This is a genomic window from Paenibacillus dauci (assembly GCF_000971985.1).
GTDB classification, from domain to species: Bacteria; Bacillota; Bacilli; order Paenibacillales; family Paenibacillaceae; genus Saccharibacillus; species Saccharibacillus dauci.
In genome coordinates, this window is record NZ_LAQQ01000001.1 from 293,715 (window position 1) to 317,944 (window position 24,230).

The following is a 24,230-nucleotide window of genomic DNA, read 5'->3' on the forward strand; positions in this document are numbered from 1 at the left end:
ATAACCAAAAAGGACCTGTACATTCCTGACGGAGTACAGATCCTTTTTGCCAAATCCTTATCGATTCATTTACAGTTCCAGAATCATTACCCCATACGCCGGTATGGAAATATCTCCATGTAGCGTCTCTCCGGTCAGCAGGTCGGTACGGGCTTCACGGAATTGGATATGAGCAGCATGCTCTCCGTAATTCAGCAGGAAAATGTATTCTCCCTGTTCTCCTTTACGGATCCCAAGCTCTACCTGCTCCGGAAGGTCCAGCCAATCGGCTGCAGGAGAAGTATAGCCAAGCAGGTCAATCACAGCATCCACAACCTGTTCGTTAAAGGCTGCTCCGTAATACCATGTTTCTCCCTTGCCCTGTTTGCGGCGGGTAAGTGCCGGGGCATCCTCATAATAGCAGGACGTATAGGTCGCCATCGTCTCTACAGCGGGATCATCAATATGCAGAATATCATTAAATGCTTCTGCCGCTTCGTTCATGACTGTATTACTGTGCTTCCACTGCAGTCCCGACGCCGGAACCGTTCCTTTGATCATGGTAAAGTCGGACACCGAGATTCCGCACAGACTGGCGACAGGTCCAGGCATAGGCTCCATCCGGCAGTGGCTGTATTCATTTTTGTAACCGGTTCGTGCGCCTAGGATCAATGTACCGCCATTTTCGACATAAGCAGTCAATAGAGCTGCTGTCTGCTCGGTCATAATCGCTGCATGCGGATAGATCAGCAGCTTATACTGCTGCAGATCGTTCAGCTGCTGATTACGCAGATAGACTACATCTGCCGGCAGATGGCGATATTGCAGCTGCTTGAACCATGCGTTGATACTTTTGCCTGTCAGCGGGCCATGCCAGATATCGAATTCGCCATCCCATTCATTCTCGTAATCTTTAATAATAGCAATCTCGGCTGTATACCGGGTACCGGCAATTTTCTCGCCTATAGCAGCGAATTCCTGTCCTACTCCGGTCGCCTCGGCAATCCGGCGATTGGGCCGGTTATGATAATCATTCAGCCCGTGCCAATAGATCTCGGTACCGAATGTCGCTGTCCGCCAGCGGAAATACATGACCAGATCGGCACCATGCAGTACAGACTGATAAGTCCAGAGTCGCAGCTGACCAGGACGCGGAGAAGGCATATCCATCCGGTTTACCCAGCCACCTGGACCAGATTGCTGTTCCATTACACAGAAGTTCGCCGAGATATCCCGTATTGTACTCAGATTCAGACTCCATTTCCGATCCAGCAAAGGTTTGTCTTCCTGAGTCCCGGAGATGGTCGAGAACTGTGGATACGAATCATAGGAAAAGAAGTCCAGTAGTTCTTCTGTCAATGCATGACTGTCCAGATGACCGAACAGTCCATTTGTTGTAATCCACTGATTAGGCGCGATTTCCCGCAGAATATCCACCTGAATCCGCGCAAACTCAATTGTATTATGGGAAATGAACCGTTTCTCATCCAGTACTTGATGCGGATTGGTCGAATCAGCTGGTGTAGGACGCGGTAGATGAATCTGTTCCCAATCGGTATACGTCTGGCTCCAGAATACGGTTCCCCACGCCTGGTTCAGCACATCCAGCGTCACATACTTTTCTTTGACCCATTTGCGGAAAGCGATATGATCCGCTTCCGCATAAAAGCTGGCCATTTCACAGTTGAATTCATTATCGATCTGCCAGCCGATTACAGCTGGATGATCCTTATAGTGTTCAGCCAGCTGACGGGTAATCACTGCACACAGCTCACGATAACGTGGGCTGCTGTAATTATAATGGCGGCGCATCCCATGCTGGTAAGCGGTTCCATCTATTTGGGCATTAAGCACTTCCGGATAGCTATGTGTCAGCCATGCCGGAGGCGTTGCTGTAGGTGTGCCCATGATTACTTTCATATCATATTGCTGCGCCAGTTCCAGAAAACGGTCGAACAGATCGAATTGATATACGCCTTCTTCGGGTTCGAAGATTGTCCAGGCAAATTCGGCAATCCGGATATGGGACAGATTCATTTCTTTCATTCGGCGCAGATCATCTTCCCATAGGGATTCCGGCCAGTGTTCAGGATAATAGCATACTCCCAATTGCAGAGACTTGAGTTGAATAGATGTTGTCATTAAGGTCACCTCTATGGTTTGGATACTCTGATTGTAGATTCATTTTACGTGTTCGTATATAACGAGTAATTATCCCGATAACACGATTTTGCGATTAACGTATGACGATAGCCATATCTATCCTGTACAATGAATAGCAGAATACCACTAATTTCACCTGGAGAGGGCTTAGGATATGAGAGAGCATCTTTTCTTTGCAACGCCTGCATTTCCCCATTATATTTGCTATCCAAACTTTATTGGCGGCTATAGCGATTATCCGACGCATGCCGTGAACCGTCCTGCCAAAAGCAGTGATTTTCAGTTGGATCAGCTGTATAATCTTCATTTTATCCTGCAGGGCAAAGGATATGTGACCTGGGGCGGAACGAGATATGAACTTGGTGCCGGACACGGATTCCTGTATGGGCCGGGTCTGCCGGAATGCTATGAAGCAGATGAGCACGATCCGTGGGATATACGCTGGATTCACTTTGCTACGCATGAACTGCAGTCTTTTATGGGGAATCGGGGAATAGGTGAAGTATGGCTGTTTCAGCTAAAGGATGTACATACGGTTAATCAGTGCATGGATGAATTAATGAAGCTTGGAGCGGCTTTTGATCTGAAGCAGGAGATGCGTGTATCGGCTGTGCTATATGAGCTGCTGCTGCATATTATGAAAGATGCAGTCTCCCTGCATCTGCCCCGTGACCCATCGCTGCCCGGCATCCATGCCGCAGCCGATTATATGCGTGAACACTGCACCCGTGCTTTGTCGATTACGGATATTGCCCGTTTTACCGGGTACAGCGTGCCCTATTTTACACGTAAATTTCACCAGTCCATGGGCGTGACTCCTACCGCCTATTTGCTGGAATCACGTATTTTGTATGCCAAGAAGCTGCTGCTGTCGACCGATATTCCTATTCGCGAGATTGCACTGGAGTCGGGATTTTCGCAGAGCAGCTACTTTATTCATTGCTTCAAAAAAGTGGTTCATATGACGCCGGAACAATTCCGGATCAGCTGGGATTCCTGATCATTCCAGTTCTCATCACCTGCTGCTGCAGTAGTACAAACAGAATCAGTAGAACGCCGACTGCTGCACAAATGCCATACATCCAGGAATACGACCAATAGTCTGCCAGCGGACCCATAAGGATACTGCCCAGCGACATACCCAGATCGGCTGTCGCAATAAACAGACCCATCAATATATTGCGGCTCTGCTCGGGCAGTACAAAACTGAGATACGTGGTCAGCGTCGGATAAATGACTGCCTGAGCGATACCCATCAATACAGCTCCGCTATACAAGAACAAGAATCCTCCGACAATCGATATACTTACCAACTGCGCGGCTATCGTCAGCAGTACCAGTGCTCCGATAATAAATGGTGTATGCCAGCGCCCGTCCGAAGGGATTTTTTTACGAAGTGCAAACCGTGCAATCACTACACTCGCTGCCTGAAGCATCAGATAGATACCTGCACTACCGCTGGACAGCTGGGCAGCATATAACGGGATAAAGGTCGTAATCGCTCCAAATACAGTAGAAGCAGCCAGCATAATCACACTGCAATTGCGCAGCAGCGGATTTCTCATCAGCTGATTGAAAGATGACCATGTTCCCAGGCGCTGCGGTGTGCCCGTCTGATTCGTTGCCTTCCGATTGCGGTCCATTCGAACCGTATATCCGAATACTCCGGTGAAGATCGCTATCGCTATCATCGTCAGGGTAAAGTAATTACTGTTCCCACTCTGCCAGATACCCAGTGCCAACACCGGAGCAATAATCCCGGGCATATAAGAACATAATGAATAAAGGGAAATCCCCTGGGATCGATCTTTCTCCGGCAGCGCATCGATAATTCCGATCTGCAGTGCCATCGAGAAAAAGGCAGTGGATACGCCTTGCAGAATTCGTGCCAGCAGATACCCTGCCGGTCCTGTGAACGTGTACAGCACAAGTGCCAATGCATTAATCACCAGAATAATGCGCAGTACACGGATCGGGCCATGCTGCTGAATCATCTGCCCGGCCCAGGGCCGGAAAAACATGGTCGTAAATAAATAAGCGCCCATAATCACACCAATGGCTGTATTGCTCGCTCCCCAGGCATTCCCCTGCAGCGGAATAATCACATTGAGGATCGCGTTGGCACTGAAATAACCCAGCACCAGAATATACAGCCGCAAAAAGGGCCAGGATAGCGCTCCGTTCACTGATTCTCCTCCTTATCGTCTATCGTGCAATCGCTGCACTCAGCAGTGTACGGCCATAATCGGACTGTACATCACTTAACCTCGCGGTATCGATTGTCTCTACAATCTGTCCTTTTTGAAAAATGATCATTCGCTCGCACATATAAGCGGCCGCCTGAATATCATGCGTAATAAAGATATAACCCATCCCATAGACGGACTTCAGTTCCTGGAGCAAATGAAGTACCTGTACCTGAATCCGCACATCCAGCGAGCTGATCGCCTCATCCAGCACAAGATAGCGCGGTCTGGTCGATACTGCTCTGGCAATGCATACCCGCTGCGCTTCGCCGCCGGACAATTCATGGGGATATTTGGATCGATAATCCAGACTTAACCCCACCTGCTCCAACAGTTCATCTATCCGCCTGCTCTGCTCCATGCGTGATTGCCCTTCCTGCTCCAGCGGTTCCCTGATCGCCTGTTCTACTGTATAAAAGGGATTAATTGATGAGGTATAATCCTGAAATACGGCGCTGATCATTCCCCGTCGTACCTTCCTCTGCTCTACAGATTGCCCATAGAACAGAATCGCTCCCTGGTCGGGTTGATCAATACCCAGGATCAGACGTCCCAATGTAGATTTGCCGCTGCCGCTTTCACCAATAATACCGAGGCACTCGCCTTCCTTACAGGTAAAGCTTACGCTGCGAAGTACCTGTTGCGATTGCTTTTTCCATAATCCGCCGGTTCGGTATGATTTCTCTATATTCTGAACTTGCAGCATATTCAGCCTTCCTTTCTCTCCATCAGCTGTCTGAAATGGTTATCCAGCGCGAACCGGGCCGAGAGCAGATCGCGAGTATACTCCTGCCGTGGTGCAGTGAATAACTGCTCGGTTTCTCCGCGCTCGATCACTTTTCCGTCTTTCATAATCAGAATATGATCTGCGATATGGCGAACAGCTCCAAGATCGTGCGAAATGAAAATCATCGAGCATCCCAGTGTATGGCGCAAACGGATAAACTGTGCCATCACTTCCTGCTGGGATAGCATATCCAGTGCAGTCGTCGGCTCATCGGCAATCAGGATATCCGGCTCCAGTACCAAAGTAAGTGCAATCATTATCCGCTGCAGCATCCCTCCCGACAACTCATGTGGATATCGGTTCATCAGCCGATCGGGATGATTCAGCATAACGCTGTGCATCGCTATATGCATGCGTTCGTCTATCTTGCTGCGGTTCCAGCCATAATGTTGGCCCAGCGTCTCCCGTAGATGAGTACCAATGACACAAGAAGGGTCAAAAGCACTCATACCATTTTGCATAATCATGCCAATCTGCTTGCCTCGTCTCTTCCGCATCTGTTGATCAGTCAGCGTATTCAGATCGATTCCCTGAAATACGATGCTGCCCGACTGCTGTAGAGAAGATGGATTCAGCTTCATGATCGATCGGCAGGTGACCGACTTCCCGCTGCCACTTTCCCCTACAATAGCCAGACATTGTCCCTGCTGCAGATCAAAGGAAATATCCTTTACAATTGGCTCTCCGATGTGGATATCATGGATATTCAGATGATTCACTTCCAGTATATTCATAGCCTTACCGCCACCTCCTGCTGATCCGGTAGACGATCCGGCTGTAGGCCGGACTGACGCAGCCGGGGATCAAGCGCCACCTGCAAAGAATCCGCCAGAAAATGAAAAGCGGAGACAACGATCACAATCGCAATCGCTGGCGGAAGCATCATTTCCGGCCGGGTAAACATCACTTCCCTGGCTTCATTCAGCATCATGCCCCATTCGGCCTGAGGTGCCTGAATGCCCAACCCGAGAAAGGAGAATCCGGAAATTTGCAAAATCATCGAACCGACCGAGCTACTGGCTGTAACCGCAATATCGGCAAAAGTAACCGGGATCAGGTGGCGCCGGATAATCGCTCCATGCCCCATACCCGTCGTGCGGGCAAACTGGATATAATCCATTTCCGTATATTGCAGTACCGATGTCCGTATAACGCGCGCAAACCATGCCCACTTGGTGAGTACAAACGCAATCAGTATATTCTCCAGTCCAACACCCAGTATGCCGACCATCGCAAGTGTCATGACATAACCGGGAAAAGAAAGAACAACATCGCATATTCGCATAATCCAGGTATCGGTTTTGCCTCTAAAATAGCCTGCCAGGAATCCGAGTATCGCCCCGATTAGTACGGACAGCAGCAATACTACCAGGACAGCCAGCACGCTGGGACGAATCCCATATAGTAATCGGGACAGGATACATCGGCCCAATTGATCGTTACCCAGCAGATATTCCCATGATGGCTCCGCATATCGCAGACTCATCTGCACAGCCAGCGGATCATGCGGTGCCAGCACAGGAGCAGATAATCCGGCAATAATCACACCAACCACAACGATCAGGGACAGCTGCCCCATTTTATCCATGGCTGAATTTTTCCATACATTCATTTATAGACCATTCCTTAATTTGGGATTCATCGCAGCATTGATCATATCCGAGATCGCATTGAAGATAACAAACGAGACAGCCAGAATCAGCACATACGCCTGAATCACGGGAAAGTCCCGACTCAAGATGGCACGTATACTCAGACTGCCAAGCCCCGGCCAGGCAAATACATTTTCTACTACAACCGTACTGCCGAGGATAATAGGGATAGCCATGCAGAATATCGAGATCGCTACCTGCAGGGAATTCCGTAAAATATGCATAGTAATGACTCTCTCGGGTAGCCCGGATGCCCGCCCGTACAGTACATAGTCCTTGTTCATATTACTGAGCATAGAGCTGCGTACATTGCGGAAGTACAGGCCAGCATAACTGATCGTAATAATCAGTACCGGTAAAATATAGCTGCGATACGAATCCATACCGCTCGTCGGCAGCAGATCCAGTCGAACCGAGAAATACCAGACCAACAGTGCCGCCAGTCCGTAAGACGGAATAGCCGTCAGGATGAAGGCCAGTGTGCGCACCGATTTATCCAATACCCTTCCTGCCTGGAGTGCACAGAGCACGCCAAGCAAAACGGATACGGCTATAATGCTTACTGCAGATACCAGTGTTAACCGCAGTGTATTCAGAAAAGCCGGTCCGATCAGCGCCCAGACAGACTGTCCTGTAATATAGGAGTTCCCAAAATCCAGCTGCAGACAGTCCAGCATCCAGTTCAAATAGCGGACAAGAAAAGGCTGATCCAGTCCAAGCTGCTGCTGTGTACGTTCAATCAGTTCATCGGTAATCGACGGTACACCCTGTGCCTGCAGCACCACTACTGCCGGGTCCATTGGAGACAGATTGATCAGTATAAAAGTCAGCAGGGAAATCGCCCATAACAGCGGAACGGCAAGCAGCATTCTTCTAATGATATACATTCCCAACAGGAATTCCTCCTCTGAGCATGCATGAATTCATGCCCTGCTGATTATTGAAAGCTCATTAATTCAAAGGGCAGCTCGTATTGTGTCTGCTTGAATGAAATATGCTGCAGATTGCTTGGTGCAACGACCGTAATATTACCGTTGGTAAGCGGGATAAAGACCGCTTCCTTATGAACCGTACGCAGAATATCCGCATAGAGTGCTTTGCGTTTTTGTTCGTCCGACGATACCATCACCTGATTGATTTTTTCATATAGCTGTCCGGATTGGGCAATACCCTGAGTTGTATGCAAATACGCATTTTCAGAAGTGAATCCCGAAATGGTACTCTGCGGATCGTAAGCCAATCCCCAGGTCTGATTGAACAGCAGATCATACTCGCCTGTTGTTCGGCGGTTGGCGATCGAGGCAGATTCTTCACCAACCAGCTTCAACTGTATTCCAATCGAGGCAGCCGCACTCTGGATCAGCTCCGCCTGGATTTTCTGCGAAGAAGAGTTGCTGTCATAGTACATGCTCATGCTTAGTGGCACGCCGTTTTTGCTTCGGGTTCCGCTGCCGGCATCCAGTTTCCAGCCTGCCTGTTCCAGAAGTGACCCTGCTTTTGCCAGATCGTAGCTTCTTGTTTCCAGCGGTACATCCGCATTATTTACATTACTGGAAAAGAGGGTGTTCGCAGCTGTCTCGGTACCGCCCATAATATCGCGGCTGATTGTCTCTCGATCGACCGCATGCCAGAGTGCCTGCCGAACAGCCGTCTCATGAACCGGACTGCCGGATCGGCTGCTGTTGGCGACGATCATCTTGGTGTTCATCGATTCACTTCGTACAATCTGATAATCCCCGGATGCTTCCAGCTGCTTCATGGCTTCCACATCCATACTGTCTGCTCCGCGGTCATCGGTAAAAGCAAAGTTCACTTCTCCTTTTTGTAGGGCCAGGAATGTTGTTTCTCCTGCCGGCAGTACTTTGGCAGTAATTTTATGGATCGAAGGTGCTCCGTTCCAGTAGTCAGTATTAGCTTCGAATGTTGCGTACTGCTCCGGTTCATGGGCTGTGAGTACATAGGGGCCGGTACCATGGTAGCCGTTGACTCCATTCATCGTCTCTCCATTTTTGAAATCCTTGGGTGATAGGAATACATACGGGCGAGTCATGGACAGTTCTGCCAGAGCAGGATAATACGGTTCGGACAAGGTTAACTGAACGGTATGCTCATCGATCACTTTGCACTCCACAATTTTTGTGGATAATTTGATCCAGGAATGCTTCTCCGCATTATGCTGAACAGCGTCAATATTTTGTTTGACCGCTTCGGCATTAAAGGGTTCGCCATCATGGAACTTTACGTCCTGATGCAGATGAAAGGTGTATACTTTGCCGTCTTTGGAGATTTCCCAGGAGGATGCAAGCAGCGGCTTGATTCCTTCACTCGTGTTCTCTACCAGTGATTCGTATACCATCCCCTGAGCCGGCATTGATCCGGTGTACAGATGGGGATTCATATCATTAATATCTTTGGCGGTAGCATAGGTTATTTCGTTGTTGGAAGCAGAAGCTGTAGGGCGGGATGAAGATTCACCTGCAGGGGAGCAGGCAGACAGGATCGTAGCCGCCAGTGCAATCAGCAGCATGATTTTGGCAAATGACTTGGACATAATGATTCTCTCCTTAGTGAACAGGCTGAATAGTACTGCAGATCCTGTTCAGATCTTCATGGAAATTTTGTACTGTGAATGCAGATGATAGAGATTGTTCCGAATGGTTCTGTGCATACTCCCGAATCGTATATTCATATCGGCGGATAAACTCATCGATCATTGGACAGGGAGTACTCGTGTGACGGGCAATTCCCTGTATCATTTTGATTCGGTAATAGTCTTCTTGCGGCATACGCGGAATATCCAGCTCACCCTCCTGATTGATAAATACCTGACGGAACGGTACAGCAGAGAAGTCGAAATATCTTCCTTGGCGATCCGGTTCGGAAAAAGGATCAATGAGTAGTGATGCGTAGCGGATATACAGTAAATACTGCTGATGAATCGTATCCAGCTGATCAAAATTATCGATATCCTGACGTTTCAGACTTTCCGACCGCACTGGATAATTATCGTCAATCATAAACTTCAGCAGATTGATACCGGAGATATCCAGCTTCTTCAGAATGGATGTGATCTCTTGCCACTGGGTGAGCATGCTTCGAATCAGCTCCTGGGTGATCGGGCCTTCCGGATACAATTTGTAGACATATCTCGGAATCGAATCCTCACCAAAAATGGCTTGTAGTGCAATATCATTCATGAACAGCGGCGGATGCACATACAGAGAGATATTCCTCGTCTCCGCTTCCAGCGGTGAATCCATCATCTGCAGCTGCACCCCCAATCGATGATACATTTCCTGTAAATAGATGAGTCGGGGAGACTTTCCTTGTACGGAACCGGCATAGATTTTCTTTTTGACCGCTGTCGTCAGTACGGTACAAGAAGGTTGTTGATGTGCCCAGCGTGTATCCCCATGGTAGGTGGAGAAGCTGATCACTTCGGTTGCCGGATTGAATTGCTTTATGTAATGATGAACCAGATGACCTGAGCCAAAGGTTGGCGAGATGAGTAGAATAGAACGAACATGCTGTAGAACTTCCCTGTCGATCTGCTTCAGTACAGTCGTATAGGCATCTGTCGTTACAGCGAGGATCAGTGTATCCCATTGCCCGGTGATATCTAGATATCCGGTATATCTATGATCCATCCGGCATTGCCCTGCCATGCGGTGATGCTGTTCGTTCTGAATATGAACTCAACTACTCCGCCGCTCTTTTCCAGTGCGTCCATAAGCTGTGCCGAACGGGATGATGGTCTACCGGCAATTCCGATCGTACAATTCAGCTGATTTTTCAGCATCACCGCCAATTGAATCGCTACCGGTCCTGTGCCCAGCAGCAGCACATTGCCGAATACATTCATTGTGCAGACTCCTTTCGGTACAGAGCGATATCAAACACCTGATCCGGTCGCAATATCGTTTCGGTTAGCTTCCATTTCCGGGGATCGGTTTCCTGTAAAGGGAAATTAAACAGCGATTTGAGATCATTGCCATACCTCATGGCTACGACAACTTTGCGGTTGGTTAAAGGATATAATCGATCTAGAATATCGTATTTCTGCGCAACGGTAGAACTGAAAATGATATGAGTAGCCGTACCCGTAACATCGAGCTCTTCTACTGGAGCAGACAGCAGCCGTATATTTAGTTCCGGTCCCAATTGATCGATAACGGATCTTCCCAGTTGAATCGATTCTTCGTCAATATCTATTCCGATCACTTCAGCCCCTGTACGTCTTGCAATAAGCATTGGTGTCATAGGGAACGAGCCGGAGCCGATCATCAGTACCCGTGATTCGCCGGTGACTTGCACTCCGCCAAACTCCTGCTCGATACAGGATTCGATATTTTTGAAATAATCAGTGATTCCGCTGCTGCCTTCCAGCAATTTCAGTGCACGGTATTTCTCCATCAACGCTACACACCAGGCAGAGATATGTCTTAGATCCTCTGCGATCAGAGACAGATGCACAGCTTCCTCATCCTGTAATCGCTCCCATATCTGCTGATGATGCGGATCGGTAATAAAACGCGAGTAATCATCGATCAACTTCTGCAGCTCCATATGATGGGTCATCGTCTGATCATACTGGGCGGCTGCCTGCTGAAATGAATCCCGGTAATAATTCAGACTATCCTGTATACTTGCCAGCTTCTCCATGGGACATCACTCCAATTTCGTTATTATAGTCAGAGGCTTCAGTGGGTTGATTTTGTCATGCCAGGACAAAACCATCTATTGAACAAGACAATGATTACGCGTGAATAAATGCTTTGCCTTTTGCCACAATCCCAACCGTACCTTCAATCTCCAATTTGCTCAGGCCTTGCTGTCCGTAATCGGCAGCCACATGAATTGTATCGCCTGGCTGCCTTATATCAGCAGTGATATTTCTTCGATGTTTCCACGCCAGATAGGCTCCCATAGAGGCAGTACCCGAACCACATCCTCTTTCCCAGATCAGACTATCCAGCAGCGGTACGTAGATGAGCGGCGCCATTTCTCCAGACTTTGCATCATAGAGCATCATGCCTATCAGACTGAATCGATCATCAACATCTACCGTGCGGACCAATGCTTCAGCTTCTTCCCGAATCGCATTGCTGAACTGCTGGACTTCCATGACGAGGTGTATAGCATCATGATAGATCAGCTCGGTAGCCTCCCAATTTCGCTCTCCATATTGCAGGGTTCGGAGATGGATCTTCTCGGGTACAGGCATCGAGATTCGGCAGTGATATCCATCTTCATCCCAACGAACCTGACAGTCAATCAGCTGATCGGTCCCGGAGGTCTCCAGCAGAATATGACTTGTATCCAGTGGACTCACTCCTCGCTCTGCTGCCAGTAATGCTGCCAACGCCATACAGGCATTTCCACAAAATTCGCCCCCAGCCATTCGCAAATAGGCAGCTGCATTTGGATATTGTACCGATTCCTCTACAAAACCAACCTGTTCGGCATGCACACTGTCGTAAGACATCAGCCTTGCAGCGATATGCAAATGATCTTCTACCGGATGCCGGCTCTTCACCAGAACAGTCATATTTTGCGTAGGACTGCATTTTACAAAATCCACTTCTTGCTTCATGACTCATCTCCTCTCATTAGTTCGTTAGAGAAGTACCATGTCCTCTGAATAATAATAGTAATGATTACGATTATCGTTAATAAGAATATAATAGTTTAATAAATAATGTCAACAATTCTTTTTAATGACTACTATTCCATCTCATAAAAACACAAAAAGCATAAGCATCCGAATCACTGCATTACATACAGCTTTTCCGATGTTTATGCTTTTCAGCCTCGTTTATCAGGCATCTATAGTGGAAAAAGGAAAACCAGTGCACCCAGCAGGATCGGTCCAATACCGCTAACCAAGATGAGTCATATATTCAAACGCCGTAGTGCCATACACACTTTTGAAATGTTTGTTCAGATGTGTCAGATCCACAAATCCGCATTCTGCCACCGCCGAGTAAATATCCCGGTTCTTTTCGATTAACCGCTTGGCGCGTTCAAGCTTGCAATTGAGAAAATACTGGTATGGCGAAATCCCGGTATGCATTTTGAAAAACCGGATAAACTGGAATTTGGACAATCCTAACTCCTCGCAGATCTCTTCCAGTCGCAGTACGGTCTCCAGGTTATCATGGATCATATATTTGGCTGCCCGGAGCATGCCATTATCTGCTTTGTAGCTAGTAGAGAGATTTGTCTCTGCCAGTCCATCTGTGAGAGAGACGAGTCGTTCACTGCATAGTGCTTCATCTTTTTCATTTAGGATGCTGTGCGCCAGCGCGATAATCCGCTGTTTGAGCTGTTGATCATATACGATTGGCGCAGCAAAGCGCATGATTTCCTTTTTCTCCATGGCTTCCAGCAGCAATGGCGGATCGATATACAGCATGACATAATCCAGTCCATTACGATCATGTGCCATCCCATCATGAGCCTGCTCGGGGTTAAACAGCATGACTCCGTTCTGATGAGATAACTGCAAGCTTCCGTCCATCGTGAAATGCTGAATTCCCCGCAGGGTTACACCCATGGCGTATTCCTGATGGGAGTGTCTTTTGTATGTGAAATCAGTAATACTTGCAGATAAAGCCGTGATACCTGCCGACTGTTTGTAAATGAATTTCTCCAAAATGATCACCTCTCCAGCCGTGAATTATATCCATAGCATGACAGCCGCATAGATCAGAAAAAGAGTCATGACCAGATTGGCGATCCGCTGATGCCGCTGTAAAAACTGTTTAAAAATTGTACCAAACATTACCCACGTTGCATAGGCAAGAAATCCGATACAGGTAATGCCGAGCACCCCTATCATGAGTCCGGTAGCCTCTGGATTATATGGCATAATAAAGGTCGGAATAACGGTCATCGTAAACAGGATGACTTTTGGATTTACAAACTGGGTTATAAAACCAGAGCGGAATGTCCCCATCTGACTGAACGTACCCGGTGCAGATGATTTGGATCTGCGTGAAATCTGGTATGCCAGATACAGCATATACAGACTGCCGATCATCTGCATACCAATCAGTATTTTGGGTAATAGAACAGCGAGTAGACCACTCAATAATGCCGATGCTGTCAACAGCAATCCGAATGCGAGCGTAGCACCATACGTATAACGAAGTGCCTTCGCTGTGCCTTCCTTTTGCGAAATGGAGAGAATCATAATATTGCTTGGTCCAGGTGTGAAGGTGACGATGAAGCAGTACAATAAAAAAGACAGGATACTGATGAGAAAAACCCCTTTCTGCATGTTGTCGGTGTTTTTTACATCACTATACCTGCCTTTAGAGAATGGCTATAGTATATTATTGCAGACAGACGAAAAAGAAATACGTCTGTTTATATCATTTCTTAATGGGTGGTAATAGAAAAACAGAAAACCCACAGCGCCATAATGAGGCACTGCGGGTTTTCTTTATTTTCCACCATTGATAAGCGTGATGGTTCGACTCTGTTATTCCTGTTCGGAGAGTTTGTCGAGTGTAGCAAAATCTTCATCGCTCAGCTGCAAATTCGCTGCTTCAATATTCTCGTCCAGATGGGACACGGTCGATGTACCCGGAATCGGCAGAATGACTGGCGAACGACGTAGTAACCAGGCAAGCGCGATCTGTGCCGGTTTGGCATTCAGCTTTTTGGAGATTTCGTCCAGCGGACCGCCTTCGCGGGCGAGTTTACCGGTTGCAAGCGGGAACCATGGGATAAAGGCGATATTTTGCTTTTGCGCTTCATTCAGCAGGTCTTCCGATTTGCGGGTGGACAGATTGTACAGATTTTGCACAGATGCTATTTGGGTGATTTTGCTGGCTGCCTGCAGTTCTTCTACATTTACTTCACTTAGTCCGATATGACGAATTTTGCCTTCCTGGCGCAGCTTTTCCAGTTCGCCAAGTTGTTCTTCCAGCGGTACTTGAGGATCGATTCGGTGCAATTGGAACAGATCGATCCGCTCTAGTCCAAGATGTCGCAGGCTCAGTTCCGCCTGTTGACGCAAATATTCCGGACGTCCCACCGGACGCCAATCATCCGGACCTGAACGAGTCAGACCCGCTTTGGTTGCAATAATCAGTCCATCCTTATATGGATGTAGCGCTTTACGAATTAACTGTTCGGCTACAAACGGACCGTAGGAATCTGCCGTATCAATAAAATTAACACCCAGCTCTACGGCGCGCTGTAATACACGCACTGCTTCATCCGGATCTTTCGGATCACCCCATACCCCTTTGCCGGTCAATTGCATACTTCCATAACCAAGACGATTAACTTCCAGATCGCCGCCGATCTTGAACGTGCCAGCAGCAGCGGCATTCAGGTTTTCGGTTGTCATATGAAAAACACCTCTCATTTACGGATTAGGATTTGCTTACTATTCTATACCTAATTATATATTTACCCTTAATGTCGTCTTTTTATCGATAAAAAGGATATTATTTTTTGAGGTGGTTTTTGCAGCATGTGACCGATAGTATCATGATTTAGCGAGAGCAAGTTCTTGCAGCGCTTCGGTAGCAACTTTCCGAATGACCGGATTATCGTAAGCTTCATACACTGTAACAATCGGGATGTATTTGCGATTATAAGTAAGTCCCAATGCACATAAAGCATTAGCTAACACTTCTACTTTGGATTGATCTGTAGGATCATTCTGCAGATCCAGTTCGAAGTTTCCAACATGCTGTGCCAGAATATCCAGCTTTTGCTGACCATATTGGCACAGCAAATCCAGAATATCCATTTGAATCTCGGAAGATTCCTCTACAAATAAGTGCTGCTGCAGCAAAATGATAATCTGGTCAGTATAAGGAAGCTGATAACCAAACCATGGATCGAGAAAGCGATCCATACAAAACAATAAATTCTGTTTTTCCCGATGATTTTCTTTTTCCAAAAAGTCTTTAATACTATCAACGCCTGATTGGATAATATCCATGTGCTGCTTGGTGTAGCTAGTATATTGTATAGAGGTAGAGTCCAAGGTCATTACTCCTTTATGAGCGTATTTGCTTTATGAGAGAACGGTTGTGAACCATTATATCTTTGCTCGAGATAATGCTTCTTATAAATACTCACCCAGGATTACATCGGTCTGATAAGGTGTAATCCCCTCTTCCATAGCAAACACAGTATCCGCTTCTTCTATGGAATCGACCAGAGTACCGCGTACTTCTGCATGCAGCGTGAACAGCTCTGCCAGCGTCGCTTTTCGTATATCTGTAAAGGCATGTCCAAGCATCTCAATTCCATTCATATTCTGCTCGGCGGTAATGGCAAAGCTTCGATTTTTGAGAACGGCATCCATCCAGATCATCTCTCGCTGCTGCAGATCCAGTGCCAGTGGAACGGCTTGCTGGGCATCGACAGTCAGATCGAATTTGGTCTCGACGGTACGTGGATCATAGATCTCGCCGGTCTGGCTGTAGGTACGCATCATGAATCCCGCAAAGCATTCCGGCAGTTCCGAAAAGGCCTGACGGGTAAAGCAAGATACCTGGACCATCGCATAACGGGCTTGAGTCGCCTGTAGTACTGCCGGTATATGCAGATCGATGAATTCCGACGCACCATCCTTGCCTCCATCCGTAATATCACCGCTGTGTGCACCATAGGATTCTTTCAAATTATAAAATGCCAGCGTCTCGATCGAATTCCAGTGCTCATCTAGCAGAACCAGAGACAGATCGACATCGACTCGGCGCTGATTCTTGTCTCCATCTCGCAGATTGGTCCACCAGCAGAACAGACGAACAGTCTCCCCTGCCGGCATAGCAACCCGGCTTCCACGTGGTAGTGGGCGCAAGGACTTACTGGCAGAACGCTGCGAGAAAGGTACCGGTATCTTCGCTAGCACCGGATCGATATACACGCGGCCCAGTGTTGGTCGTTCTGCAAATCGTGTTCGTAGTTCTACAGTAATCAGCTGTACTACAGCATCGGATCGATCGTTTTTAATAGACGGCAATCGGTTAGGGACAGCGACCACTTTGCCCATATTACCTTTCGGGAAAAAGACCCGGTATGGACGCTGTTCATGACGATGTTTGAAATGTGTCATCAGCTGCAGCAGTAGTGGTGATGCAATATTTGTTATTACATTTGCAAAAGTATTCAGAATTTCTTCGGTGGCCTGCGGCTGAGAACGCAGTAAAAGATCCAATCGTCGTGCCAGTTCACCGGGACGGGAAGCAAGTGTGGAGAGTACAGCTATGTCCCTTGTCTGCAGTCCTTGTTCCACTTCACTACGGAAGGTTGGAATTTGTTTCTCCCGGCGTAGTCGGGTAAAGGCTTCGAATGCTACAGGATAACGGTTGCGCATTTCCCCAGGATGGAGGATCTCTCCAAGACGTTTCCATAATTCCCGGTATAGCAGCATATCTTCCAGCGGCGCTGTTGTCTTTTCCAGTAGTCCGAGCAGCAGACGTCGCTCCGCGCGCTTGAATTTACGGAAATGATAGACAGGTAGCGCTGCCTGGTTATTGGTCACCTGTACCTGCATACTCTGATTCAAATTGTATATATTTTGAAAAGGCTGGGTCAGCTCCGGAATACGTTTGGCCCAGTATAAGCTTGTATCCAGACCCGACAGTCCTGCTGCGAGGCGCAGTACATCCGTAGCGGTACGGAAGTAACGTGCTAACCGCTCTATACTTGCCAGTCCTTCCTCCAGTAGAACCGAGGCGATCCAAGCTGCATTTTCCTTATAGGGGATTTCTTCTGGCAGAAGCATGTTCACATCGGAAATATGCTGGAGAGCAGCCTTTAGATCCTCTTTATCCTCTTCGGAAAGTGAACCGTTGGCAGTAACCAGATTGCGCATCATCTGCAGCGATTCCTGCTCAGTACCCAAACCGATCACCTTAAGCTTTTTGTGATCCAGGCTAAGAGGACGTTGCTTGATCTCTGTGTCCGGGAATGTGCCATACATATAATGAATAACGGCATTCAGATACAGCTCCACTTCGGAAGATTCCATAACCTGATCGGGAAAATTCGGATACATCGGTCGATGCTGTACATGAGCGCCCAGCATCTTCTGCAGCATCGGTACGATGGATTGATACAGCTCAGTAAGTTCAATTTTATTTAGCTGAAGGGCTGCCTGTACCAATTCCGGGGAAAAGGTGTAACCCAGACTTTCGATATTTTTGAGCAGACTCGCGAGTATAGCTGGATCGGACATCGGCTGTGCTACGGGATGCTGTGAAGAAAGTATAATTTTCTGACTGCGGCGCAGCAGAATCGGATTAATAATTGGTGACGGTATAGCGATATGGGGATTTTGTATATTCATATGTAAAGCCTCCTTGTTAAGGAAAAACTGCAGGAGAGCCGGAACGCTGGTTCAAGGGTGGTAGAAGGAAGCATTCCGATAGCCTGCAGCTTATTTGATATTCTAAAATGGGATAACTTGCATGACCGGTTGTTGGAATTCATATCTATCAGGTGATAACAGTATAGAGTTGTTTGAAGAATCGCTTGGGTTGCACATTATAGTAAGTAATAAGCTATACGTTGACGATATCCCGCAGGAGAGCTGGAACACTATACTTTGGATGTGTTTAGAAGGAAGTCTTCCAATAGCCTGCGGTTTATCTATGCTCTTAGTGTACGTGATCTCGGTTGAAGCGAACAGGGCACAAGTATGGCGAAGTATACATTCGAGGAAGAATATATCGTTTGCAGATACACGTTAAAGAAAACACAAAAAACCGCAGGAGAGCGGAAACGCTGATTTACCGGCCCGGTAGACAATGTCCCCGGTGTCCGGTCCCCAATAGTAGAAGGAAGCTTTTCCATAGCCTGCGGCTTTATAATGTTTTAAATATTAACGTATCCTGTCTTATATTGCAATCTGGTATCTGGTAGATGCTGCTTACGTGAGCTGAGCTACCCTGTCACTTTTGCTTGACTGATCAGCAGATCCACTTCTGCTGAAAGTACTCGTAAATTGCCGCCGTATATATAATCTCTATGAAAGCCCCAATCGCCATAAGCTACGAGATAATAGTTATTTTCTCTTATATGCAGAAGTGCCCAGATGCCTATATCTCCTTGGGCTCCATCTGTAAAGTAAAGCCAATTGTCGAATCGATCCAGATGAAGTCCTCTGAACATGCCCATTTCTTTCAAATAGCCACTTCCGTCTTGTTCTTTCAAATGAGTTCCGATCTCTGGTAGCAGGTATACTTTTTGGGTTTGTGTCCTGATTCGGGCACTCCTCTCACTGCGATCAATTATCGATAGAAATTGGCTTTGTATAAAAGCGGACTGATTAATTTCATCCTGTTTGCTGTGTTCCCATCCATTTATAAAGGAGTAAGGTGGCGAGAACAATCCCCAGAAGGTATCTCCCGGTTCGTAATTGAACGGGAATGTCACTTCGATTACAACCTCTTCTCCTATCTGAGGTCGATGATCTCTTAGTATCCAGCGATGTGGATTTTCGGAGTTCTTTTCATCTGCGGTAAAAGCTTCTACCCAGCTTACTGCACTTTCAAAAGCAAATATATCATATCCCTTATCCAGCTGGGGGTATACCTCTGGGTTACTTCCGCAACTGCATGTTAAATTAAGAAATGTGTCACTCATTATAGGAAAGCTCCTTTGTTGGTTTGTTATGTATGTGGTTATTCTCCTCTATAGTAGTGAAGATTAACAGGGTATAAGTATAGTGAATTCTTTTTTATTGAATATATTCTGATCATGAAAATGTATTCAATTCAATTATTTTTGTTGCATCTTGTTAAGAAATGAGATATTTTTCTTTTTTATTTTATAGTGGTGGTTGGTTTGCGTATCGTATGAGGTATCTAAGTAATATATGTTTTATTATTGTGAATTTTTCACATGTTGAATTTTTTATTTTGGTGAGTAAATTCAATATTTCCAATTGAAAATTGTTCATTCAAAACTCTTCTTAATTTTTATGTTCGACATATTTTTTTTGCAAAAACAACTTAAAAAAGAGGCACACTATTCGTACGCCTCAATAATCATTGATTTATTTATGCTTTTCTCTTTAATGCGTAATCTATTTCCTTTTCATTATCCTTCTTCTATTCAAGTCTTGAACAATGATCAATCGTGGATTTTAACATTTCCCAGATTTTTCACTATTTCTGGATCACGATGCGAGAAGAAACTGCTCTCTTTCCTATCCAGAGCGGCGATTTGCTCCATCTCATTCCGTTCCAATTCAAAGTTGAATACATCGAAGTTTTCTATAATCCGTTCTTTGCGAACAGACTTGGGAATAACTACAATATCACGCTGAATCAGCCATCGCAGCACTACCTGAGCAACTGATTTGTTGTGCTTTTTGCCAATAGTACTCAACACTTCATTCTCAAACATATTGTTTCGTCCTTCGGCAAAAGGTCCCCATGACTCGATCTGTACATTATATTCCTGCATGATCTGCTGGCTCTCCAGTTGTTGACAGAACGGATGGGTCTCTACCTGATTCACTGCAGGGACAACTTCATTATGCATGATCAGATCGACCAGACGATCCGGGTAGAAGTTGCTGACACCTATTGCCTTGATTTTGCCTTCATGATAGAGCTCTTCCATGGCTCGCCAGGAACCATATACATCTCCAAATGGTTGATGAATCAAATACAGATCCATATAATCGAGTCCCAGCTTCTCAAGTGAAGCAGCAAAAGCTTTGCGGGTATTCTCATAACCAGTATCCTGTATCCATAGCTTGGTTGTAATAAAAAGCTCTTCTCTAGGCATGCCACTGCGCCGAATTGCTCGTCCTACGGCCTCTTCATTACGATAGGCAGCCGCTGTATCAATCAGACGATACCCTGCCTGAATGGCTTCATAAACAGATTGTTCGCATTCTTGTGCATCATTGATCTGATATACACCAAAGCCCAGGATCGGCATTTCGATTCCATTATTTAACGTTACTGTCTGCATTGTTTAACCTCCATTTTACTGCTCATTGTTTATCTTTGGGAGGGATAGCTATGTCGTTTAGCGGCTATCCCCTTTTTATTCAGTATAATCAAGCTTCGTATATTAATTAAATCCTACAATCGCATGGGGTACATACGGTTCTTCCAGAAACGCTACGTCTTCTGCGGTCAATGTAACGTCAAGAGCAGCGACTGCATCATCCAGATGGGATAGCTTGGTCGCACCGATAATCGGAGCAGTAACCGGAGCCTTTTGCAGTAGCCATGCTATCGCAATTTGTACACGCGGTACGCTATATTTATCAGCCAGCTGGGCGACACGTTCCACGATGACCCGGTCCTGATCGGCGGTTTTGTCATATTTGGATCGCTGTACCTGATCCGTCTCCGAGCGGTGGGTGACAGTCTCCGGATCACGGGTCAGACGTCCCGAAGCGAGCGGACTGTATGGAATGACGCCGATACCTTCTGCCCGGCATAGCGGCAGCATCTCGCGTTCTTCTTCACGGTACAGCAGATTCAGGTGATCCTGCATCGATACAAAGCGTGTCCAGTTATTGCGCTCTGCTACATTGAGCGCCTTGAGGAACTGCCAAGCATACATAGCAGATGCGCCGATATATCTCACTTTGCCTGCTTTGACCAGATCGTGTAGTGCTTCCATCGTCTCCTCAATCGGCGTATTGTAATCCCAGCGATGGATCTGATACAAATCAACATAATCAGTTCCGAGACGTTTCAGGCTTTTGTCGATCTCGCTCATAATCGCTTTGCGGGAAAGACCTGCTCCATTGGGACCTTCATGCATACGTATAAATACTTTGGTCGCAAGGACAATTTCATCCCGATTGGCGTATTCCTTGAGTGCGCGTCCCACTACTTCCTCACTCGCTCCCGTAGAATAGATATTCGCTGTGTCAAAAAAGTTGATTCCCAGATCCAGTGCCTTTTTGATAATTGGACGGCTATTCTCTTCATTCAGCACCCAGGGATGCGTCCAGCGTCCCGGATCTCCGAACCCCATACATCCCAGACAGATTCGCGATACATCCAGACCTGTATTTCCAAGTTTCGTATATTCCATAATGTTACACACTCCTTTGGTAGATGGTGGTTACGTGTTATGCCTGTTGTTGCCAGGTAGTTGTTCTGCATACTGCTGGCAGTGTATAAGGATTTCGCTAGGATTACTTCATCATAACAGTACACTGCCCATGCCGATCTCTAGATGATTGGGATCAACTATATCTAGAATACAGCTTGCGAAGAGAGCTCTGGTAGATTTCTTTAAAAACAGCCTCCTGTTCCAGAGCAATCATATCCGTCAGCCTGCGAATCATGGCTTTGTCGAGCCATTCGTTAAACTTTTCCATTCGCTTCTCCTCCCTGGATGATTGTTGTTGTGGCTATGGATTCATTATGCCGTATAGGACAGCCAGGCCGTTATCTTGATCGTCTTAAATGATTGCCTATTTCTCTTATGAGGATTAACATCCCAATTGTAATCAGCGTATAATGAACAAATAATTCCTATTACACTTTTACAGAGGAGGTAACTATGACTGATCCTATGCTGATGCAACAGACAGAAATGGCCAATCTGATCCGGCGACACTGCACGGAGGAAGGAGCACAACACACAGCTATTCCTTCCTTGTTTCTGATCCGTTACTCTCATACTACTGAGCCTGCTCATACCGTATATAATCCGTGTTTCTGTTATATTTCCAATGGACATAAAGATATATTTTTGGCAAAAGAACGCTATAATTACGGTCCTTCCGATTTTCTGGTCGCTACGATGAATCTGCCAGTGGTCGGCCAGGTGATTCAGGCTACACCGGATGAACCTTATTTGGCTTTCAAGCTGGAATTTACGCAAAATGAGATTATCGAGGTACTGAATAATTTTGAACTGCCGTCGGTATCCAGAGAACATACCAGCCGCGCTCTGTTTGTAGGCGATATTCAATCCGAACTGCTGGATGCGGTTCTGCGGTTGACGCGTCTGCTGGATCGGCCGCAGGATATTCCTTTTCTCGCTCCAATGTGCAGCAGAGAGATATTGTACCGATTATTGCAGGGACCCTATGGTTCTACACTGGCACAGATTGCCATGGAAGGTACCAGTACGTACCGCATAAGGGATGCGATCGAGCAGATTACCCACCATTATAATCAGCCGCTTCGTATTGAAGAATTAGCCGAGCTGGCGAATATGAGCGTTTCTTCCTTTCATCGTAACTTCAAGGAAGTGACCGCGATGAGTCCGCTGCAATTCCAGAAACAGCTTCGTCTTCAGGAAGCCCGTCGTCTGCTGCTGACCGAATCGGCAGATGCGGCGGACGTAGCCTTTCGTGTTGGATACGAGAGCGCATCCCAATTTAGCCGTGAATATTCCCGCTCATTCGGCGCTCCGCCTCGAACCGATATCAAGCGGTTAAAGGAGCAGTATGAACGCACTCTGTTACCTTCTGCTGAATAGCCAAATAATGCCTATTGAAGCGAATAGAAAAAGGAGCAATCCTCATAGACTGCTCCTTTGTTGTAATTGTGCTTTTATACAGATCTTTGACGGATCGTAAGATACTACTGCTTCTACCTTCCCAGTCCGTTTTAGATGCTGGCTATTCAGCTGTGAGTTCTCTGATTAATCATTGGTTATCTTTATTCGGTGAATTCAGCACGAACTCATACTTGTGTTCATTTAGCTGATCTTTGTAAAAAGAAATCTATCCAAACGAATAGAAAGCAGGGATACCCTATGAAAAACGAACACTTGAACAACAGCACGATCTTTCCACTCGGACAAAAAGCAAATGCCGCCTATTTTGTAGGAGATGCCTATCTGCAAATGGTATCCACCGATCCCGCTCCACTGAACGCTGTTATTGGTAATGTGACTTTTGCACCGGGAGCACGTAATAACTGGCACAGTCATAATGTCGGCCAGGTACTGCTCGTGACCGGTGGCGAAGGCTGGTATCAGGAAGAAGGCAAAGCTGCCCGCTTAATCACAACCGGCGATGTAATCAATATTCCACCCAATGTCAAACACTGGCACGGCGCCACCAATGACAGCTGGTTCGTTCATCTGGCAATTACTCCCGGCGAGACCCAGTGGCTCGAACCCGTTGATAACGAATGGTACAACCAACTGTCTATGTAATCAGCAGAGTATTCAGCGGTCGCTGTTAGATATCCATGCTTATCTGTAAATCACTTTTTAATGAACATAAATAAGAGTACGTACGAACGTTAAGCCTGAACATCCTCATCTCCAATACTTTATTCGAGGATATCCAGACTCAACCGGAAGACGTACTCTTATTCTTTTATATCTTAAATGAAGCAAAAGTCACCATGGATAAGGTGATCCATAACAAGCCATATTACAATAAACCACGAATCACAATGCAGTTTCCCCGGAAGGCAACCCCTG

The 24,230-nt window shown here is 46.6% G+C and carries 21 protein-coding genes and 1 pseudogene; 3 read left to right on the plus strand and 19 right to left on the minus strand.

What is annotated here, in order from left to right:
* Nucleotides 1–69: 69 nt before the first annotated feature.
* A complete protein-coding gene (locus WH46_RS08695) occupies nt 70–2,121 on the minus strand; it encodes a beta-galactosidase (protein ID WP_046226431.1) in 2,052 nt (683 codons plus the stop codon).
* A gap of 175 nt (nt 2,122–2,296) precedes the next feature.
* On the opposite strand from WH46_RS08695, the gene WH46_RS08700 reads away from it, so the two are divergent.
* A complete protein-coding gene (locus WH46_RS08700; protein WP_046226432.1) occupies nt 2,297–3,142 on the plus strand; it encodes an AraC family transcriptional regulator in 846 nt (281 codons plus the stop codon).
* Here WH46_RS08700 and cntE read toward each other — a convergent pair.
* From cntE to WH46_RS24495, 18 genes and pseudogenes are all read right to left on the minus strand, one after another.
* The gene (gene cntE / locus WH46_RS08705) at nt 3,126–4,328 is read right to left on the minus strand and encodes a staphylopine family metallophore export MFS transporter CntE (protein WP_046226433.1); all 1,203 of its coding nucleotides are present in this window, start codon (nt 4,326–4,328) and stop codon (nt 3,126–3,128) included. The genes WH46_RS08700 and cntE overlap by 17 nt on opposite strands.
* Before the next feature lie 19 nt (nt 4,329–4,347).
* Complete coding sequence (locus tag WH46_RS08710; RefSeq protein ID WP_046226434.1) at nt 4,348–5,094, minus strand: ABC transporter ATP-binding protein; 747 nt, start codon at nt 5,092–5,094, stop codon at nt 4,348–4,350.
* A 2-nt stretch (nt 5,095–5,096) separates the two neighbouring features.
* Nucleotides 5,097–5,909, minus strand: coding sequence for a staphylopine uptake ABC transporter ATP-binding protein CntF (gene cntF / locus WH46_RS08715; protein WP_046226435.1), 813 nt, complete (start codon nt 5,907–5,909; stop codon nt 5,097–5,099).
* Nucleotides 5,906–6,787 carry a staphylopine uptake ABC transporter permease subunit CntC gene (cntC, locus tag WH46_RS08720; RefSeq protein ID WP_046226436.1) on the minus strand — a complete coding sequence of 294 codons (882 nt, stop codon included), beginning with the start codon at nt 6,785–6,787 and terminating at the stop codon, nt 5,906–5,908. Before cntC ends, cntF begins: the two co-directional genes overlap by 4 nt.
* Nucleotides 6,788–7,720: a nickel/cobalt ABC transporter permease gene (gene opp1B / locus WH46_RS08725; protein ID WP_046226437.1), complete on the minus strand. Its 933-nt coding sequence runs from the start codon at nt 7,718–7,720 to the stop codon at nt 6,788–6,790.
* A gap of 44 nt (nt 7,721–7,764) precedes the next feature.
* Nucleotides 7,765–9,378, minus strand: a complete 1,614-nt coding sequence (gene cntA / locus WH46_RS08730; RefSeq protein ID WP_046226438.1) for a staphylopine-dependent metal ABC transporter substrate-binding lipoprotein — start codon at nt 9,376–9,378, stop codon at nt 7,765–7,767.
* Between the two features lie 13 nt (nt 9,379–9,391).
* Nucleotides 9,392–10,689, minus strand: a pseudogene (locus WH46_RS08735) (opine metallophore biosynthesis dehydrogenase).
* On the minus strand, nt 10,686–11,489 hold the full coding sequence (locus tag WH46_RS08740) for a class I SAM-dependent methyltransferase (RefSeq protein WP_046226439.1): 804 nt from the start codon (nt 11,487–11,489) through the stop codon (nt 10,686–10,688). Before WH46_RS08740 ends, WH46_RS08735 begins: the two are co-directional and overlap by 4 nt.
* 94 nt (nt 11,490–11,583) lie before the next feature.
* Nucleotides 11,584–12,420, minus strand: a complete 837-nt coding sequence (locus WH46_RS08745; protein WP_046226440.1) for a histidine racemase CntK family protein — start codon at nt 12,418–12,420, stop codon at nt 11,584–11,586.
* Nucleotides 12,421–12,705: 285 nt separating this feature from the next.
* Nucleotides 12,706–13,482, minus strand: coding sequence for an AraC family transcriptional regulator (locus WH46_RS08750; RefSeq protein WP_046226441.1), 777 nt, complete (start codon nt 13,480–13,482; stop codon nt 12,706–12,708).
* Nucleotides 13,483–13,506: 24 nt separating this feature from the next.
* Entirely contained in the window at nt 13,507–14,088 is a 582-nt protein-coding gene (locus WH46_RS08755) for a LysE family translocator (protein ID WP_046227164.1), read from the minus strand.
* A 225-nt stretch (nt 14,089–14,313) separates the two neighbouring features.
* Nucleotides 14,314–15,189: an aldo/keto reductase gene (locus WH46_RS08760; RefSeq protein ID WP_046226442.1), complete on the minus strand. Its 876-nt coding sequence runs from the start codon at nt 15,187–15,189 to the stop codon at nt 14,314–14,316.
* A 141-nt stretch (nt 15,190–15,330) separates the two neighbouring features.
* A complete protein-coding gene (locus WH46_RS23350) occupies nt 15,331–15,837 on the minus strand; it encodes a hypothetical protein (protein ID WP_052714170.1) in 507 nt (168 codons plus the stop codon).
* A gap of 81 nt (nt 15,838–15,918) precedes the next feature.
* Nucleotides 15,919–18,150: a TerD family protein gene (locus WH46_RS08770; RefSeq protein ID WP_046226443.1), complete on the minus strand. Its 2,232-nt coding sequence runs from the start codon at nt 18,148–18,150 to the stop codon at nt 15,919–15,921.
* 596 nt (nt 18,151–18,746) lie between these two features.
* Nucleotides 18,747–19,448: a hypothetical protein gene (locus WH46_RS08775; RefSeq protein WP_046226444.1), complete on the minus strand. Its 702-nt coding sequence runs from the start codon at nt 19,446–19,448 to the stop codon at nt 18,747–18,749.
* A gap of 489 nt (nt 19,449–19,937) precedes the next feature.
* The gene (locus tag WH46_RS08780) at nt 19,938–20,789 is read right to left on the minus strand and encodes an aldo/keto reductase (protein ID WP_046226445.1); all 852 of its coding nucleotides are present in this window, start codon (nt 20,787–20,789) and stop codon (nt 19,938–19,940) included.
* Nucleotides 20,790–20,891: 102 nt separating this feature from the next.
* Nucleotides 20,892–21,872, minus strand: coding sequence for an aldo/keto reductase (locus WH46_RS08785; RefSeq protein ID WP_046226446.1), 981 nt, complete (start codon nt 21,870–21,872; stop codon nt 20,892–20,894).
* Nucleotides 21,873–22,026: 154 nt separating this feature from the next.
* Nucleotides 22,027–22,161, minus strand: coding sequence for a hypothetical protein (locus tag WH46_RS24495; RefSeq protein WP_269430600.1), 135 nt, complete (start codon nt 22,159–22,161; stop codon nt 22,027–22,029).
* Nucleotides 22,162–22,346: 185 nt separating this feature from the next.
* Here WH46_RS24495 and WH46_RS08790 point away from each other — a divergent pair, with 185 nt between their 5' ends.
* Nucleotides 22,347–23,273 carry an AraC family transcriptional regulator gene (locus WH46_RS08790; protein ID WP_046226447.1) on the plus strand — a complete coding sequence of 309 codons (927 nt, stop codon included), beginning with the start codon at nt 22,347–22,349 and terminating at the stop codon, nt 23,271–23,273.
* Between the two features lie 279 nt (nt 23,274–23,552).
* Nucleotides 23,553–23,957: a cupin domain-containing protein gene (locus WH46_RS08795; protein WP_046226448.1), complete on the plus strand. Its 405-nt coding sequence runs from the start codon at nt 23,553–23,555 to the stop codon at nt 23,955–23,957.
* Nucleotides 23,958–24,230: the final 273 nt, after the last annotated feature.